General features: G+C 63.1%; 13 protein-coding genes and 5 tRNA genes. 9 read left to right on the top strand and 9 right to left on the bottom strand.

Going from position 1 to position 17,513, the window contains the following annotated elements:
• Positions 1-16 precede the first annotated feature (16 nt).
• The 4 genes from QWY79_RS03750 to QWY79_RS03735 form a co-directional block, all read right to left on the bottom strand.
• Entirely contained in the window at positions 17-3,958 is a 3,942-nt protein-coding gene (locus tag QWY79_RS03750; protein WP_290270034.1) for a hybrid sensor histidine kinase/response regulator, read from the bottom strand.
• Positions 3,959-4,080: 122 nt separating this feature from the next.
• A complete protein-coding gene (locus QWY79_RS03745) occupies positions 4,081-4,614 on the bottom strand; it encodes a hypothetical protein (protein ID WP_290270033.1) in 534 nt (177 codons plus the stop codon).
• A 96-nt stretch (positions 4,615-4,710) separates the two neighbouring features.
• Positions 4,711-6,504 (bottom strand): sodium:solute symporter family protein, encoded by a 1,794-nt coding sequence (locus QWY79_RS03740; protein WP_290270032.1) that lies wholly within the window; start codon positions 6,502-6,504, stop codon positions 4,711-4,713.
• A gap of 4 nt (positions 6,505-6,508) precedes the next feature.
• Positions 6,509-6,769 carry a DUF4212 domain-containing protein gene (locus tag QWY79_RS03735; protein ID WP_290270031.1) on the bottom strand — a complete coding sequence of 87 codons (261 nt, stop codon included), beginning with the start codon at positions 6,767-6,769 and terminating at the stop codon, positions 6,509-6,511.
• 575 nt (positions 6,770-7,344) lie between these two features.
• On the opposite strand from QWY79_RS03735, the gene QWY79_RS03730 reads away from it, so the two are divergent.
• The 9 genes from QWY79_RS03730 (at position 7,345) to QWY79_RS03690 (ending at position 12,391) form a co-directional block, all read left to right on the top strand.
• Positions 7,345-9,159: a putative nucleotidyltransferase substrate binding domain-containing protein gene (locus QWY79_RS03730; protein WP_290270030.1), complete on the top strand. Its 1,815-nt coding sequence runs from the start codon at positions 7,345-7,347 to the stop codon at positions 9,157-9,159.
• A gap of 31 nt (positions 9,160-9,190) precedes the next feature.
• Entirely contained in the window at positions 9,191-9,862 is a 672-nt protein-coding gene (locus QWY79_RS03725) for a 3'-5' exonuclease family protein (RefSeq protein ID WP_290270028.1), read from the top strand.
• Positions 9,863-9,959: 97 nt separating this feature from the next.
• Positions 9,960-10,838 (top strand): tRNA 2-thiocytidine(32) synthetase TtcA, encoded by an 879-nt coding sequence (gene ttcA / locus QWY79_RS03720; protein WP_290270026.1) that lies wholly within the window; start codon positions 9,960-9,962, stop codon positions 10,836-10,838.
• A gap of 185 nt (positions 10,839-11,023) precedes the next feature.
• Positions 11,024-11,761, top strand: a complete 738-nt coding sequence (locus QWY79_RS03715; RefSeq protein WP_290270025.1) for an alpha/beta family hydrolase — start codon at positions 11,024-11,026, stop codon at positions 11,759-11,761.
• A 141-nt stretch (positions 11,762-11,902) separates the two neighbouring features.
• Positions 11,903-11,978: transfer RNA gene (locus tag QWY79_RS03710), tRNA-Val, on the top strand.
• Between the two features lie 41 nt (positions 11,979-12,019).
• A tRNA-Asp gene (locus tag QWY79_RS03705) sits at positions 12,020-12,096 on the top strand.
• Positions 12,097-12,123: 27 nt separating this feature from the next.
• Positions 12,124-12,200: transfer RNA gene (locus QWY79_RS03700), tRNA-Asp, on the top strand.
• Positions 12,201-12,234: 34 nt separating this feature from the next.
• Positions 12,235-12,311: transfer RNA gene (locus QWY79_RS03695), tRNA-Val, on the top strand.
• A 3-nt stretch (positions 12,312-12,314) separates the two neighbouring features.
• Positions 12,315-12,391 (top strand) — tRNA-Asp (locus tag QWY79_RS03690).
• Between the two features lie 258 nt (positions 12,392-12,649).
• On the opposite strand, the gene QWY79_RS03685 is transcribed toward QWY79_RS03690, so the two are convergent.
• The 5 genes from QWY79_RS03685 to QWY79_RS03665 all read right to left on the bottom strand — a co-directional run bounded on the left by QWY79_RS03685 (position 12,650) and on the right by QWY79_RS03665 (position 17,512).
• The gene (locus tag QWY79_RS03685; RefSeq protein WP_290270024.1) at positions 12,650-13,180 is read right to left on the bottom strand and encodes a hypothetical protein; all 531 of its coding nucleotides are present in this window, start codon (positions 13,178-13,180) and stop codon (positions 12,650-12,652) included.
• Positions 13,161-14,225 (bottom strand): reverse transcriptase/maturase family protein, encoded by a 1,065-nt coding sequence (locus tag QWY79_RS03680; protein WP_290270023.1) that lies wholly within the window; start codon positions 14,223-14,225, stop codon positions 13,161-13,163. Before QWY79_RS03680 ends, QWY79_RS03685 begins: the two co-directional genes overlap by 20 nt.
• A 304-nt stretch (positions 14,226-14,529) precedes the next feature.
• Entirely contained in the window at positions 14,530-14,922 is a 393-nt protein-coding gene (gene avd / locus QWY79_RS03675; protein WP_290270022.1) for a diversity-generating retroelement protein Avd, read from the bottom strand.
• Between the two features lie 59 nt (positions 14,923-14,981).
• Positions 14,982-16,637 carry a hypothetical protein gene (locus tag QWY79_RS03670; RefSeq protein WP_290270020.1) on the bottom strand — a complete coding sequence of 552 codons (1,656 nt, stop codon included), beginning with the start codon at positions 16,635-16,637 and terminating at the stop codon, positions 14,982-14,984.
• A complete protein-coding gene (locus QWY79_RS03665; RefSeq protein WP_290270017.1) occupies positions 16,637-17,512 on the bottom strand; it encodes a hypothetical protein in 876 nt (291 codons plus the stop codon). Before QWY79_RS03665 ends, QWY79_RS03670 begins: the two co-directional genes overlap by 1 nt.
• Between the last annotated feature and the right edge of the window lies 1 nt (position 17,513).

The raw sequence follows: 17,513 nt of genomic DNA, 5'->3' as shown, positions 1-17,513 counted from the left end.
AGATCGCGTCATCCGCTCAGCGGCCGGCCGCTCGGCTGGCCTGCAGGGTGCGCGTCAGCAGGGCGCGCAGTGCGGCGGGGCGCAGCGGTTTCAGCAGCAGGTGGTAGCCGGCGCGCTTGACGGTTTCGGCGACTTCCTCGGTACGGTCGGCGGTGATCACGATTCCCGGCACATTGCCGTCCAGTCGTTCGCCCAGTGCCTCCATGGCCATCAGGCCGGTGACTTCATTGTCCAGGTGGTAGTCCGCCAGGATGGCATCGGGGTCGCTGTCCAGATGCCGCAGTACCGACTTGGCGCCGCCGATCGAGGTGGCGGTGAAGACTTCACAGCCCCAGCCCGTGAGCATGGCCTTCATGCCTTCCAGCGTCATGGATTCATTGTCGATGCAGACGATACGCGTGCCGGCCAGCTTGTTGCCGGCGCGGCGGGGCTTGTGTTCCTCGAGGTGCTCCTGGGCGCGGGCTTCGACCATCGGCACGCTGATGCTGAACATGGTGCCGACGTCCTCCGTGGAGCGCACATTGATGGGGTGCTCCAGGACCCGGCACATGCGTTCGGCGATGGACAGGCCCAGTCCGAGCCCTTTCTCGTTTTCCTTGTGACGCGAGGCCTGATCGAGTCGGCGGAACTCCTGGAAGATCTCGGTCTGCTTGGCCTCGGGGATGCCCGGCCCGGTATCCCAGACCTCGATGCTGAGCCGCTCGCCGTGACGCCGGCAGCCCAGCAGGACGCGGCCTTCCTGGGTATAGCGCAGGGCATTGGAAAGGAAGTTCTGCACGATGCGCCTGAGCATCTGGGGATCGCTGTCGACCCAGGCGCGACTGGCCACGACCACCAGGTCGAGGCCGCGCTCTTCGGCCATGACCTCGAACTCGGCGCGCAGCGGGCGGAGGATATCCGCCAGGGCGAAGTGATTGCGCCTGGGCGTGAGGGCACCGGCGTCGAGCTTGGAGATATCGAGCAGGGTGCCCAGCAGCTCTTCCGCGGCCTGCAGGGAGTTGTCGATGTGGCCGATGGTGCGTTTCATGTCATCGGCGTCCATATCCTGGGTCAGGGCCGAGGTGAACAGGCGTGCCGCATTCAGTGGCTGCAGCAGGTCATGGCTGGCGGCGGCCAGGAAGCGGGTCTTGGAGGCGTTGGCATCCTCGGCCACCTGCTTGGCCTGGCGCAGGGCCTGTTCGGCTTCGGCGCGCACCCGGTTTTCCTGGCGCAGGGCGGCGTTGGCCTCGGACAGCGCCTGGGTGCGCTCGCGGACCCGTTCCTCGAGGGTCTCGTTGGTTTCCTGAAGCGCGATCTCGGCCCGGCGGCGCTCGGTAATATCCTGGTAGAGCGCGAAGAAGCCGAGGATGGCGCCGCTGTCGCCGAAGTGTGGCGTATAGGTCACCAGCATGTAACGCAGGCCTTCGGGCAGCTGCAGCGAGACCTCGAAGTTGACACGCTCGCCCTCCAGGGCGCGCTCGATCCAGGGGGCCCTCTCGCGTGCCATCGGCTCGGGAATCACGCTGTGCAGGGGGTGGCCGATGACCTCGTTGCGGTCGATCTGGAAGGCCTGCTCATAGGCACGGTTGGTGAAGAGGTAACGGCAGTCCTTGTCGAAGTAGGCGATCAGGGCCGGCACATTGTCGGTGTAGATGCGGATATTGTTTTCCGAGCGGATCAGCGCCTCTTCGGTGCGTTTCTGCTGGGTGATGTCCTGATAGGTGTAGACGAAGCCGCCACCGGGCATGGGGTTGCCCTGAACCTCGAGCACACTGCCGTCCTGGCGATAGCGCACATAGCGATGAGGCTGGCCTTCGCGAATGTTGTCGAGCAGCAGCTTGACGTGCTCCTCGGGATCCCCGGGGCCGTATTCGCCGTTGTGAGCGTTGTACAGGAAGATGCGATCGATGGGCGCGCCCACCCGGATCAGGTGGTCGGGGAAGCGGAACAGTTCCAGGTAACGCTGGTTCCATACCACCAGGCGCATGTTCTGGTCGATCACGCCGATGCCCTGGTTGATGTTCTCGATGGTCGCCTGGAGCAGGGCGCGATTGAATTCCAGTACCTGGGAGGCCTCGTCGACGATGGAGATGACGTCCGAGATGCCGATGCCGCGCCCCTGCAGGGCCGAGTTGACGACGATGCGCGCCGAGGAGGCGCCCAGCACCGAGGCCAGGAAGCGCTCGGTGAACTGAATGACGTCGATGGAGGCGCGGGTGTTGTCGTCCAGCGGCTTGCCGATGCGGCGCGCATAGTCGTCGAAGGCGCGGCCGACCTGATCGGCGCCGAGGAAACGCTCGCACAGGACCTTGAGGTCGCCCACCGTGGTGGCGCCGGTCCAGGGGCGATTGACCGAGGTCTGACGCGTCTCGACGCTGTCGACGAACAATGATGCCTGAATGCGCTCGACCACCCGCTGCGGGGTCATCTGCGAAACGAAGATGTAGGACACCAGGTTGACGCCCAGCGAGAGCATCACGCCATGGGTGAAGTCGTCCCCCACGTTGAGCCCGAACAGTGCCGTGGGCGACAGCCAGCCGACATTCAGTGGCCCGCCCTGCAGCCAGGCCTGGGGCAGTACGCCGGCGGCGATCAGGTCCGGCATCAGCAGGCTGTAGGCCCAGATGGCGAAGCCGGCGTTCATGCCCACGATCACGCCCAGGCGATTGCCGCGCTTCCAGTAGAGGCCCCCGATCAGGGCCGGGGCGAACTGGGCGGCGGCGGCAAACGACAGCATCCCAATGGCGGCCAGCGAGCTGAAGTCGCCGAGCAGCTGATAGACGCCATAGGCCATGGCCAGGATTGCGCCGATGGTGATGCGCCGTGCGCGCAGCACCAGGCGGCCGTAGTCGCGGGCCTTGGTGTCGAACCAGCGCAGCCGGAACAGGGCCGGAATGACGATCTCGTTGGAGATCATGATCGATACCGCTACCGCAGCGACGATGACCATGCCGGTGGAAGCCGAAAAGCCGCCGATGAAGGTCAGCAGGGTCAGCCACTCGCTGCCCGCTGCCATGGGCAGGGCCAGCACGAAGGTATCCGGATCCACGCTGCCATCGGAGAAGACCGTCAAGCCGGCGGCGGCAATGGGCAGCACGAAGAAGCCGAAGGCCACCAGGTAGAGCGGGAACAGCCAGCGTGCCTTGGACGCATCGTCCTTGTGGGTGTTCTCGACCACGGCGACATGGAATTGCCGCGGCAGGCAGAGGATGGCGAGCATGGCCAGCAGGGTCTGCGCCCAGAAGCCCTGACCGAAGTCCTGCTGGGCGAGCTGGCGCTGCAGCTCGAGCTGGATGTCGGCGAAGGCCAGCAGGTCGCCCAGGCCATCGAACATGCCCCAGGTGACGTAGGCCCCCAGGGTCAGGAAGGCCACCAGCTTGACCAGTGATTCGAAGGCGACCGCATGAATCAGGCCTTCGTGGTGCTCGGTGGCATCGGTGTGACGGGTACCGAAGAGGATGGCGAAGGCGGCCATGACCAGGGCGACATAGAAGGCCGTGTCGCCGAACAGCGGGGCTCGAGTAATATCCGAGGCATCGGTGAGCACGCTGAAGGAGGTCGAGACCGCCTTGAGCTGCAGCACGATATACGGAAGGGTTCCGATCAGCGCCACCAGGCTGGCGAAGGCGGCGAGTGACTGGGTCTTGCCGTAACGCGAGGCGATGAAATCGGCGATCGAGGTCACGTTCTGATGCTTGGCGACGCGAATCATCTTCGCCAGGACCGGCCAGAACAGCAGAAAGGTGAGGATCGGGCCGACGAAGATGCTGGCGAAGGACCAGCCGGAGGTCGCGGCCTGGCCCACGGCACCGTGAAAGGTCCAGGACGTGCAGTAGATGGCCAGCGCCAGGCTGTAGATGATCGGACGTCGGCTCGTCGCCCCGCGCTCCTTGGCCATGCGATCACCGCGCCAGGCGATGGCGAAGAGCACGGCAACATACAGCAGAGAAACGAGGATCAGTAGCCAGCCAGCGAACATGTGCGCCTCCCTAGGATAGTGGCGCCATTCTAGCAGGCCATGAGGCTATCCAGCTTCCCGGTGTAACAGGGACGCCAGGCGCTGACGGCATTCCGGCACCGCCAGCCAGGGCGCGCGTCTTGTCAGGGCTGGGGACTGCCGGATTCCCCGCGGCAGACATGCCGATACAGCGGATCCTCGGCCCCCAGGCGACGCCGCTCGTCGATCTGCGGGCGTTGCTGCTGCTTGCCGAGCGGCACCAGTTCACGCTTGTCACAGTTCAGCAGATACCCCTGATGTACCACCGACTGGCCGGGGCCCGACGTGAAGCGATACAGCCGGAACTGGGCGAGGGTCTGCCCGTCAGCCTGGCTGAGGCCGAGATCATCCTGGTCCACCACCGTGAAGGACGTGGTCATCGGTAGCAGGTAGGTCCAGGGGCGCCACAAGGCAGCTTCCTGGCTGGTGGATATGACCCGCGCCGACTCGGGAAGTTGCTGTCGCGTGTGTTCATACCAGCCATATTCGTGCTGGATCTGATAGCCGAGCATGCCGAGGCCTGCACACACCGGAACGATCCAGCGGGGGAGACGCTTGCCGCTCAACGAACGCAACAGCAGTCCAATGCCCGCGGCGCCCAGGCCGGCGAAGACAGCGGCGATCAAGTGCCAAATCATGTGGAGTTCCCTGACGCTGATCGGGCTTCCCGAAGGAAGCCCGATGCAAGGTGATGGTCGGCGCCACGCGTGGCGCCGTTGTGGGGGGATTATGACTCAGTGGTTGCTGGCGGTGCCAGCGCCTTTCGGGTAGCGAACGCTTTCGACCAGGTCCTGGATCTCCTGCGGCGGTTCGGCCGTCATCCGCGACACGCTGAAGGCCACCGCGAAGTTGATGATGGCGCCCACGGCCCCGATGGACAGCGGCGAAATGCCCAGCATCCAGTTCTCCGGCGTGTCCGCCAGGTTGTTGGTGCCCGGAATGAAGAACCAGCCCTTGTAGATGAAGATGTACACCAGGGTGAAGATCAGGCCACTCAGCATGCCGCTGATCGCCCCGGTGTTGTTCACCCGCTTGGAGAAGATCCCCATCATCAGCGCCGGGAACAGCGATGCCGCCGCGATACCGAAGGCCAGTGCCACCACCTGGGCAGCGAACCCGGGCGGGTTGGCCCCGAGGTAGGTGGCGACGATGATGGCCACCGACATCGATATCCGGGCTGCCATCAATTCGCCCTTCTCGCTGATGCGCGGGTTGATGGCCCCCTTGATCAGGTCATGGCTGATGGCCGAGGAGATGGCCAGCAACAGACCGGCGGCCGTCGACAGGGCGGCGGCGAGACCACCGGCGGCGATCAGGCCGATGACCCAGCCCGGCAGGTTGGCGATTTCGGGGTTGGCCAGTACCAGGATGTCGTTGTTGACGGTCAGCTCGTTGCCTTCCCAGCCACGCTGTTCGGCGGTGGAAGCGAAGGACTCGGACTCGTTGTAGAGCTGGATACGGTCGTCGTTGTTCTTGTCCTCGTACTCGATGAGGCCGGTTTCCTCCCAGGTGCGAATCCACTCCGGGCGGTCCGCGTAGAGGATCGGATTGGCCGTTGCCTCTTCGGCACTCTCGACCTGGCTGGCCATTTCCGGATAGACCGTAGTGGCGATGTTGAGGCGAGCCATGGAGGCCACGGCCGGCGCGGTCAGGTAGAGCAGGGCGATGAACACCAGCGCCCAGCCGGCCGACCAGCGTGCGTCCGCCACCTTGGGCACGGTGAAGAAGCGGATGATGACGTGGGGCAGGCCGGCGGTACCGATCATCAGCGAGAGGGTGAACAGCACCATGTTGAGCTTGTTGTCGACATCGGCGGTGTACTCGTTGAAGCCCAGGGCGGTCACCACTTCATTGAGCTTGGCCAGCAGCGGCATGCCCGATTCGCTGTGCTCGGAGAACAGGCCCAGTGGTGGGATCGGGTTATCGGTCAGCTCCAGCGAGATGAAGATGGCCGGAATGGTGTAGGCGATGATCAGCACGATGTACTGCGCCACCTGGGTATAGGTGATGCCCTTCATGCCACCCAGCACCGAGTAGAAGAAGATCACCACGGCGGCGATCAGCAGGCCGGTCGTCGCCTCCACTTCGAGAAAGCGCGAGAAGGCCACGCCGGCGCCGGCCATCTGGCCGATGACATAGGTCACGGACGCCACGATCAGACAGACCACGGCCACCATGCGGGCCGGCTTGCTGTAGAAACGATCGCCGATGAATTCCGGCACCGTGAACTTGCCGAACTTGCGCAGGTAGGGGGCCAGCAGGGTGGCCAGGAGCACATAGCCGCCGGTCCAGCCCATCAGAAAGGTCGAGTTGGCATAACCACCGGCGGCGATCAGGCCGGCCATGGAGATGAAGGACGCGGCGGACATCCAGTCGGCACCAATGGCCATGCCGTTGGTGATGGGATGAACACCGCCGCCGGCGACGTAGAAATCCTTCGTCGAACCGACCTTGGCCCAGATGGCAATGCCGATATAGAGGGCAAAGGAGGCGCCCACGAAGAGGATGTTGATGGCAAATTGACTCATGGGGTTACTCCTCGAGCCCGAACTGTTTGTCCAGGCAATTCATCTTCCATGCATAGAAGAAGATGATGCCGATGAAGGTCAGTATGGAGCCCTGCTGGGCGAACCAGAAGCCCAGGTCGGTACCGCCGATGGCGATGCCCGAAAGCAAGGGCCTGAGTAGAATGGCGGCGCCGTAGGACACCAGGGCCCAGACGACGAGACAGCCGGCTATCAGCCGCAGGTTGGCTGCCCAGTAGGCTTCGGCATTGCTTTTTTTCTCATCCATTGTGTTGCTCCCCGTTTTGTTGTGTGAGCCACAAATCCTGGCTCTCCTGTCGACCGGTGCGCTGCTGGTTTGTATCGAGAATTCTTGTCCGAAAAGCCAGCAAAAACTCGAGAGGCTGCGTACTTGGTTCTCTCGTTATCCAGCCGACCGAGCGTGAAAGCCTTCTTTATATGGCCCGCCAGTAGTGCCTGGGTAATGCTGGTCAATGCATTGAAAAAATAAATCCTCTACTTTGGTATCAGGTAATGGGGCCTGATGAAGTCGTTTTTGGCGTTTTGTTGTTTATCAGTGTTTTATAGTAGGTTTCGGGGGTGGCGGGATATGGTCCTTAAGTCGATATGGGACCATGGTATAGGTGGGATGCCGGCCGAATGAAAGGGAAACTGGAGGGCAGGGTATCCTTCTGCACCGCCAGGGGTACGACTTCGGCATATAACACCATGGTATGGATTCTTTAGCCGGGTCGCTGCTTGCTAGTCTGTGGCTGGATACAGGCTAGCTCATTGCTGTCGGTCGGGTGCTTTCATCGCCGTCCAGGCCTGGCGGCTCAACTCCCATGGCGCGAGGCCCAGCTCATGGTCGATATCGATCTGTCCCAGCCCCCGTTCTCGCTGCTCGACGATGCCGGACAGCAGCGAGTCCGGACACACCTCGGGTCGGCCGACTTCGCACAGGGCGATATCATTCTCGAGGCAGGCGAGGCCGCCGAGTCGCTGTTCGTGATCGCAGAGGGCAAGGTGGCAGAGCTGGATACGTCCCGACGGGGTGATGTCGAATGCATCGGCCGCTACACCACCGGCGACCTGTTCGGGGCCATCAGCCTGTTGCATGGGCAGAGCCGCTATCGGTTTCGAGCCGACCAGCCGACCCACTGCCATCTGCTGCCCCGGGCCGAGTTCCTGGCCTTGTGCGATGAATATCCGGCCTTTGCCGAAAGCTTTCGGCGTAGCCTGGCGCACAAGACTCGCCTGCTGGCGGCCCAGCGAGCCGCGGGAGGCTCGGTGATGGCCGGGGCCATGCTGACCCGGGCACGGGAGTGCATGCGTCAGCCACGAAAGCTGCCGGCGGAGGCGAGCATCCATGATGCCGTCGCGGCACTGGAGGCGTGGCATGTCGACAGCCTCCTGGTCGAGCGCCACGACGCCGTGGGCATGATCACCAAGACCGACCTGCTCAACGCCCTCGTGTTGCGGCAGTATCCGGCGGATACCCCGCTCGCGCGGATCGCCAATTTCACCTTGATCAGCATGCGGCCCGACCAGTATCTGTTCGAGGCATTGGTCACCATGACACGGCATCGCATCGAGCGTGTGGTGGTCATGGAGGATGGCGCCCCTCTGGGGGTGGTGGAGCTCACCGATGCCTTGAGCCATTTTTCCAGCCACAGTCATGTGGTCAGTCTGCAGATCGAACGCGCGGAGGATTCACGCGACCTGGCGGAGGCCAGTCGCCAGTTGCCGAGCCTGGTCCGCGGGCTGGCTGCCCAGGGTGCCAAGCCGCGCTTCATCATGGCGCTGCTGGCGGCCTTGAACGGTCGCATCATGGCCAGGACCTGGCACTTCCTGATCGATCCCCGCTATCGGACGGCGAGCTGCCTGATGGTCATGGGCAGCGAGGGGCGTGGCGAGCAGGTGCTCAAGACCGACCAGGACAATGGTCTGGTGCTGGAGGATGGGGTGTCCTGGCCCGAGTGCGGGGCACAGATGCAGGCGTTCAGCGATGCACTGCTCGAGCTGGGTTACCCACCCTGTCCGGGCGGCATCATGGTCTCCAAACCGCAGTGGGTCGGCACCGTCAGTCAGTGGTGCGAACGCATCGAGGGCTGGGTGCAGCGCGGTGATGCGGATGCCCTGATGAATCTGGCCATTCTGTTGGATGCCCATGCCATGGCGGGCAACCCGGTGCTGCTGTCGCGACTGCGTGAGACGCTCCTCGAGCGCTGCAGCGGCAACGAGATTCTATTGTCGCACTTCGCGCGGCCGGTACTGCGTTTCGCGACCCCCTTGACCCTGTTCGGTTCCCTGAAGAAGCCACGGCAGGGCATCGACATCAAGAAGGCCGGCATCTTTCCGCTCGTGCATGGGGTTCGCGTCATGGCGCTGGAGCGTCATATCGGCCTGACCTCGACCCTCGAGCGACTGGATGCGCTGGTCGCCGATGGGCGTCTCGAGGCGCGCTTCGCCGATGACCTGGGCGAGGCCCTGTCGCTGTTCACCGAGTTGCGGCTCAAGCAGCAGCTGGCGCATCTCGATGGCCTGGCCGATGACCCCGACAGGGTCGTCGTGCAGGCGCTTTCCTCGCTGGAACAGGACCTGCTGCGTGAAGCCCTGCACATCGTCAAGGAATTCAAGCAGCGACTGTCGCATCGCTATCATCTCGAATATGGCTAGGCGGTCATGCCTGCCAGGGAGTGTGCTGCCGATGTATCGGATAGCGTCCGGGCAGGCCAATGACCGCTACCGACCGGGGGCATGGATGTTCAAGGTATTGCGTCGCGTCGTCGACCGTCGTCGTCACGCCGATAGCCAGTATGGCTGGTTGTTCCAGCCTTACATGGGCGACGAGATGGTCGCCCTGGCGCTCGCTGGCGGGGCGGCCCGCGGTGGCCCCGGCGCTCTGGCCATGGCGGCGGTCTGTGTGCAGGGCGATCAGGTCCAGGCGCGTGATGCGCTGGCCCTGAATCTGCCCGCTGACAGGGTGGCGGAAGCTCGGCGCCTCCAGGAGGAGGATGGTCTGCAGCGGTGCGCCGAGGATCCATCGCGCGAGGCTTTGGAAGGCTTGTTGAACTTCGTCGGCAATCGTCCCCTGGTCATCTGGTCGCCACAGCCTGAGCTGGGCCGGCTGAATTGCTGGCTGCGGCCACGCTTCGGCTTCGATCTGCCCAATGCGACAGTGGATGTGGCCCATCTCTATCAGCGTCGTCAGCACTATTGGCATCCACAACTCGAACGTCGCCCGGACTTTGCCGAGGCCGCCCAGCGCCTGGGGATTGTGCTGCCGGAGTCATGGACGCTGCGCGACGAGGCGGTGGCCACGGCGCGCCTCTACCTCGGCCTGGTGCATCGCGAAGTCCCGCGCTGGCGGGGCGGTTGACGGGCGCATTTCGCCACTCCTGCCAGGCAGTGGTAGAATCCACGCCATCGAATTCAGCAACTGTCCTGGCAGCGCCGAGATCATGCAAGATGCCGTAATGACCGAGACCCCCGACCAGCCTGATGCCACTCACAATGGCGCAGGTGATGCCGCCCGCACCAGGCGCGAGTTCAACAAGCTTCAGAAGCGCCTGCGGCGACTGGTGGGCAACGCCATCATCGATTACGACATGATTCGCGAGGGCGACAAGGTGATGGTCTGCCTGTCCGGTGGCAAGGACAGCTACACCATGCTCGAGATCCTGCGCAATCTGCAGCGCAATGCGCCGGTCGACTTCTCCCTGGTGGCGGTCAATCTCGACCAGAAACAACCCGGCTTCCCCGAGCATGTACTGCCCGAGTATCTGGACGGTATCGGCGTGGATTATCACATCCTCGAGCGGGATACCTATTCGGTGGTCAAGGAAAAGACACCGGAGGGCAAGTCCACCTGTGCACTCTGTTCGCGGCTGCGGCGTGGCTCCCTGTATGGCTATGCCGAGGAGATCGGCGCCACCAAGATCGCCCTCGGCCATCATCGGGAGGACATTCTCGAGACGCTGTTTCTCAACATGTTCTTCGGCGGCAGCCTCAAGTCCATGCCGCCCAAGCTGTTGTCCGACGATGGCAAGAACATGGTCATCCGGCCGCTGGCCTATTGCCGGGAAGCCGATATCGCTGAGTTCTCGCGGCGCATGGAGTTTCCCATCATCCCCTGCAACCTGTGCGGCTCCCAGCCCAATCTGCAACGCCAGGTGGTCAAGCAAATGCTGGCCGACTGGGAAGCCAGTCACCCCGGGCGCCTCGAGAGCATGTTCAAGGCAGTGACCAATGTCGCGCCGTCGCAACTCGCCGACCGCGAGCTGTTCGACTTTGCCGGACTCGAGGAAAAGCAGGCGCGGATGCAGGCGGCGCGAATCGACTTCACCGAGCTTTAAGGACAACACTGCTTAAATGCCTGCGCATGCAAATCGCTGCGTTGCGTGGTGCTCGAAAGCTCGCCTAACTATTTGTTATGTCTCGCTTTCTGTGCTCCGTGCGCCTTGCGCTTCACTATGCTCGGGGATTTATGCAGCGTGTCCTAAGAGCCCTATCGACTGTCAGGACTGTACAGGAAGGCGCCATGTCATCTGATTCTTCAGCGGAGTCTGCCGCCGGGTCCTTGCCCGTGCTCGATGCGGCCGCTCTGGCGCGCAGCATCGAGGCGGGCGAACAGGGCCGCTGGTGGCTCGACGCCCTGGGGCCCCTGCAGGTGGAGGGCGAATGCCGTCTGGGCAGGCTGCTGCTGACCCATGGTGCCGGGGCCGGTCAGGACTCGGCCTTTCTCGTCGCGCTGCGTCAGGCCCTGGCGCAGGCGGGTATCCAGACGCTGGCCATCGAATTCGCCTATCTACGTCGCATGCGCCACGAGGGCCGTCGGCGGCCGCCGCCGCGCGTCGAGCGTCTGGTCGATGAACTGGCCGGCTGGCGCGACACCCTGACCGAGCATCTGGCAACTCCGCCGTGGCTGGGCGGCAAGTCGATGGGCGGACGTGTGGCCAGCATGCTGGCGGCGCGGGATGGCGCCCCTGGCCTGGTGCTGTGTGGTTACCCCTTCCATCCCCCGCGTCGCCCGGCGACGCTGCGCCTGGATCACTGGCCAGCTCTGGCCTGTCCGACCCTGGTGGTGCAGGGCGAGCGTGACCCCTTCGGCACCCGGCAGGAAGTCGCCGACTACGACCTGCCGGCTGTGGCCGAGCTGCAGTGGCTGGCGGATGGTGAGCATGACTGGCGGCCGAGGCGTCGCTCGGGGCATGATCAGGCGTCACTGATTCGTCAGGCGGCCTGTGGCATTGCCGATTTCATGCAGCGCCACGGCTGAGCCACAGAAGCGCACCATGCGTCGGGGCCTGCCTCAAGTGGATGATTGAGCGGCGGTTATGGCGACACGCCGGAAGAGGCAGGCAAAAAAACGCGTTGACAAAAAACGCTTACCCTGTAGAATGCTGCGCCACGTGACCAGGGGTGGTTAGCTCAGCCGGGAGAGCACCAGCCTTACAAGCTGGGGGTCACAGGTTCGATCCCTGTACCACCCACCATGACGTCTGTCATGCCTGATCATGTAGCAGGAAGTGCAAGCGGACCGGTAGTTCAGTTGGTTAGAATGCCGGCCTGTCACGCCGGAGGTCGCGGGTTCGAGTCCCGTCCGGTCCGCCAATCATCCTGTATCGCGAGTCATATCGTGGACCGGTAGTTCAGTTGGTTAGAATGCCGGCCTGTCACGCCGGAGGTCGCGGGTTCGAGTCCCGTCCGGTCCGCCATGATGACAAGCGAACAATCTGTGCAGTAACGCGTGGGCGGTTAGCTCAGTTGGTTAGAGCACCAGCCTCACATGCTGGGGGTCACTGGTTCGAGTCCAGTATCGCCCACCACGCGGACCGGTAGTTCAGTTGGTTAGAATGCCGGCCTGTCACGCCGGAGGTCGCGGGTTCGAGTCCCGTCCGGTCCGCCATCTGCCCCGAATTCCGGACCCCGAGTCGCATGACTCGGGGTCTTTTCGTATGTGCCCTCGTATTTTCTCCGGCGGCGGGATCGCCTTCAGGCCAGTACCCGCTACGCTTTGAGCAGGCGCGCCGACGTTTCAGACACGGTGTAACCGCGCGCCGACTTTGGCACTTCCTCGCAGGATAATTGGCACCGCGCCTTCCACCGCCAGAGAAGAGTTTTCGCGGAACAATTGGCACCGCACCCGCATCAGCATTGAATCAGTCTACCGATCTAGCAGTGCATCTCGTTTTGGCAGGTACTCAAGGGCAATAATCTGATTGATGCGCCCGGCTCGGGACATCACTTTATCCAGCATATCATCAGCCCCTTCCACATCGCCCCGCAGGACCAAGCTGCCGCTATCAAGAGCTGAAACGATGCTCTCGGCGCGGGCGAGGTAGCGCGTGCGAGTGTCGCCATCCAGCGCGGTGCCGCCGAGCTGATCAGTGGCCAGCCTACAGACCAGCGCCGTCAGCGCCTCAATCTGCCTTGCCTGGTCGGCCAGAATCTCGTGCACATCGCCTACCTCGCGCTCGATACGGCGCCGGGCGGCGGCCTTGAGCTGTCGAATGGCTGGCAGCTCCAGAAGCGCCGCAGACATCTCATCATTGGACGGCTCGCGGCCCTCGACCGGAATGCTGGCACCCTTGTACCAACACACCCCAGCAGCATAGCCGAGCGACTCAGACCCTTGCGGTGCCGGCTGGGCGGGCGCTTCATCCGAGTCGGGCAGGTCAATCACAAAGAGGGGCATGATGCATCTCCCAGGGCTGGTCATAGATCACCGAGCGCACAAAGCCCTCGGCATTAGCGTGGCTGGCATGGGCCAGCCAGGAGTTGAGTTGCAAGGTGACGTCGCGGCTGCCGACCTCGCCGGTGGCATAATCGCGCCGCAGACGACGGACGCGGCGCTTGAAACGCTTCATACTGCCCTTGCGCAGTCGGCGATGGTGCGGCCACATGTGGTAGCCAACAAAGTCCAGTCCGCGTCCGCGCCGCGGGTGCACGGGGAACACGCAGGTCTTGTGGTTGGTTTCGAGCGAAAGGGTCTCGGCTAGCCACCACTCGAGGTGGATGCGCAGCTTGTGCAGACGCTTCTTGTCGGGGCTGATGATCAGCCAGTCATCCATGTACCGGATGTACCAGGGCTCGCCCAGGCGGCACTTTACGTACTGGTCGAGCGCATCCAGATAGACATTGGCGAGCAATTGGCTGATCAGGTTCCCGATTGGCATGCCCTGCCCCAGGAGCCCAGGCTCATGATAGCTGTCGATCATCTCATCGAGCAGCGCAAGGGTGCGCGGGCACTTGATCGCCCGGCGGATCAGGCGCTTGGCGTGACCGTGATCGATGCTGGCGAAGTATTTGCTGATGTCAGCCTTGAGCACATAGATTTGCCCATGCTTGCGTAGACACTCACCCAGCATCTCCTGGGCGCGGTCGGCAGCGCGATGGGTGCCCTTTCCTACACGGCAGGCGTAGCTGTCGCTGATGAAGCGACGTTCCCAAATCGGTTCCAGGACAGCGTACATGGCTTGCTGGAGCACCCGGTCGCGGAACTGGGTCAGCGCCGTGATACGCCGAGTCTTCGGCTCATGGACATAAAAATGCCGGTAGGGGCCGGTATGATAGCTACCCCAGTGGAGGTGGTTCAGCAAGTCGATGAGATTCTCTTCGAGGCGTTGCTCGAAGCGCATACAGCTGCGGCTGTCTCGACACCCCTTGCGGGCCCGCAAATAGCCTGCGTGCAGGGCGTCGAAATTGGCGTAACGGTCAAACAGAAACCCGTGGGTGCGCACGTCACGTCCTCGTGCTGATGAATGGTGCCGGCCGCGGGCTTCCGCTGTGGTACCACACGCCGCCGGCTGAGGCTTTTTCGCCACTCGGGCGAGGATCATGCATCCGTTTGATGGCGCTGGAAGCAAGCCCGTGAGCTCGCCCCTTCTGGCCAGTTCAAGCGCGAGAGCCGCAACCCAATGTTCGTATTCGAGTTCGAGCGCTGATTGTTGAGATTGAGCGCCGACAGGCCGGCGTTGCCCGCATTGCCGCGGTTGCCGCCGCGCCTGGGGAAGCGGAAACAAGTTAACGCATGACCCCTGCTACTCATGCCGGCGACGCCTCACTGCGCGCAGCGCTCTCCTGGCTTTGCGGCGTCGGTGGATTGTTCCGGATCCATTTCAGCCAACCGCCGACCATGCGCCCAATCTCGTGCAGATGCTCGGCCCAAATGTGGTACTTGCGGAACGGCAAAAACCCAAGATCCATGGCGATGCGGACGAGGCTGCGCAATAGGTCGAGCTCGGCATCGATCTCCTGCGCTGTGGTTTTCTTGTGATAGCGGCGATTGGTGATGACCACCTGGCGTAACAGCCGATACATGCACTGACGAATATCCGCCGCCAAGGTGTGCTTTTCGCTTTTCGGGAACTGCCGTAACACGCCATGCCCGTAAACGATCATTCGCTCGATCTTGAGCTTAATCTTCAGATCTTCCACTTACCTCCCTTAGCGCCGCTATCGCGGCGCAATCAGACTGCCGGTGTGCCGATGGCGGATCACACCAAACGCGAGAGCCGCAACCCAATGATCGTACGCGAGTGCGAGCGCTGACTGCTGAGAGCGAGCGCCGACAGGCCGGCGTCGCCCGCAGCGCCGCGGGCGCCGCCGCGCCTGGGGAAGCGCTCTCCATCCAGGTTCGTCCAAATACTGCCGTCCGGGTCGGCAACGCCGTTGGGCATCAGGAGCGCACGCCGAATGTTCTGAGGCGCCTGGGTCGACAGGCCAGACCAATTCGACGCGCCCGTATTCGGCATGTCGAAGCCGGTATCCTCCCACTCCGACTCGCTCGCACCTCTACCGCTGTCGGGCGCCATGAAGATACGGCCATCGACCATCTTGACGCCCCAAACCCATTCCCAGCGATTACCCACTAGATCGGCGATGCCGTTGGCCGCATTGTTGTGGCGCCAGGAATTGGGGCCGGTACCCAGTAGGGTGTATTCATCGTCATAGGGGTCATTATCGGGCTGACCTCTCTCGTGGAGATGGCTATGACTGCGGCCGTAGTCAGTGTTGCCGCGCGGCTGAAAGCCGTTCGCCATGCACCAGAACGCAACAGCGCTCCACTGCCAGTTGCTCATCAAGTCAAACCCTGATGCCTGCGCCATATTGTTAGCCTGATCCCAGTCGACTGATCGGCAGCCATTGCGGCGTGGCTGACTGACCAGCTCGCCGTTCACCTCGGCCGCCATATACATACCGACCAGCAATTCGGGCTTCCCGACAGAATCTTTCACGAACCCCTCATGAGTGCCATTACTCAGCTCACCACTCGGCACCAACTCCTCCCAGCGCAGCCTCGGGATAACAAACATGTGGCATGCTTGGCCGTTCGGCGTTCGCTCCAGGGTGCACGCACCTCCGGTAGCAGCCTCGAAGTTGGCCCGCTCGACATCCCGGACCAGAATGTCGAAGTTGGCCTCGAGGTTTTCGGCCGTATCGACAGCGCTCTGAGCGCTATCGGACGCCGATTGAGCTGAGGTAGCGGCGTCATCGCGAGCATCCCGGACAGCCTGGAGATCGCCATAAAGGTCCTCTGCACTATTTCGAGCAGCTAGCGCTGAGTCTGCTGAGCCAGATGCCGCCGAGGCACTGCTGTCTGCCGCTGTCGCCGATTGCTCAGCATTGGTCTCGGAATCCGACGCCGCCGAGGCACTGCTGGCTGCCGCGCTGGCGGACTGTCCGGCGTTGGTCTCGGAGCCCGATGCTGCCGAGGCACTGCTAGCTGCCGCTGTCGCCGATTGCCCGGCATTGGTCTCGGAGTCCGATGCCGCCGAGGCGCTGCTGGCTGCCGCTGTTGCTGATTGCCCGGCATTGGTCTCGGAGTCCGATGCCGCCGAGGCGCTGCTGGCTGCCGCCGTCGCCGATTGCCCGGCATTGGTCTCGGAATCCGACGCCGCCGAGGCGCTGCTGGCGGCTGCTGTTGCAGACTGGCTCGCTTGATCACGCAACTGCTGGCACTCCGAGACATATGCCTCGACAGCCGCTGCGCGGTCTTTGGCATACGCCGCCATCTCAACGGCACCGGACAGGCACGGCACGAACCGAGTGAGGTAGCCCAGACCATCGAGACCAGTATCCGGATCCGCATCATCGGTGTACGTCTGACCATCGCCACCGAACTCGCTGGGGAATGTGACTGAGCTGACCATTACAGGATCTCCATTAGCTTCATGGAATTGGAGTGAAAGCGCTGGTGTGGCTGCGTGAGAGGATCGAGCGACTCCAGGCGACCGATGAACGAGCGCGCCAGATTCGTAGGTGTGTTCGTGACGGAGTACGCAAACAACACTTCCCCGACGATATCTTCGGTGCGCTGCAGCCGGTACATGCGCAAGAACGCCTCATCCTCCAGCAGCCAGTCCAGATCGAACGCGACCGTACGCTTGGGGTCGACGCGATCGGCGTAGAGAGTGCGAGCCCGGTCCCGCGCCTCGGTCAGCTCAGTGCCTGAGTCGTAACCGAATTGAACGCCCAGAGACATGTTGTCGTTCGGTTGCCACGCATTGGCGAGAAAGGGCCTGCCAAACGTCACAGCACCGTCCAGGTTGCTGGGGTCGGATAGCTCAACGTGCACAGCCGCGCCGACCTGCGGCTCGTCGAACCACACGATGACAAGTGGCGGGTACGTCTCCCGGGCACCCTCATCGAGACGACGATTCCAGAAGTTGTCGTTACCCCAGATCACGTCATCCAGCCCGTACATCACGGGCCAGACATCTCGATACCCACTATCCCAGAGCTCATCGGTCCGAGCCTCGTCACGGTAGGCCCGCACACGAATGGTTGCCGTGGCGCTCAAGTTGTGTGCCGCCAGAGCAAACACCGCCATCGGCCGGCGGCGTGGCAGTGTGATAACGAACTGCGTGGCGGTCGTGTCCAGGCCCTGCGTCTTCGAAATCACGGCACGACGACCATCCTGGGCATGGGCGAGCGGGAGGGTCGGCACATAGTCACCGCCCGAGAGCTCGGCGTCATCGATGTAGTTCGGCCAGCCCAGGACCAGGCGGTTCGGGTCGAGCGCCATG

The sequence above is a fragment of the Halomonas sabkhae genome (genome assembly GCF_030409265.1).
Taxonomy (GTDB): Bacteria; Pseudomonadota; Gammaproteobacteria; order Pseudomonadales; family Halomonadaceae; genus Halomonas; species Halomonas halmophila.
This window is presented reverse-complemented; position numbering and strand designations above follow the sequence as displayed.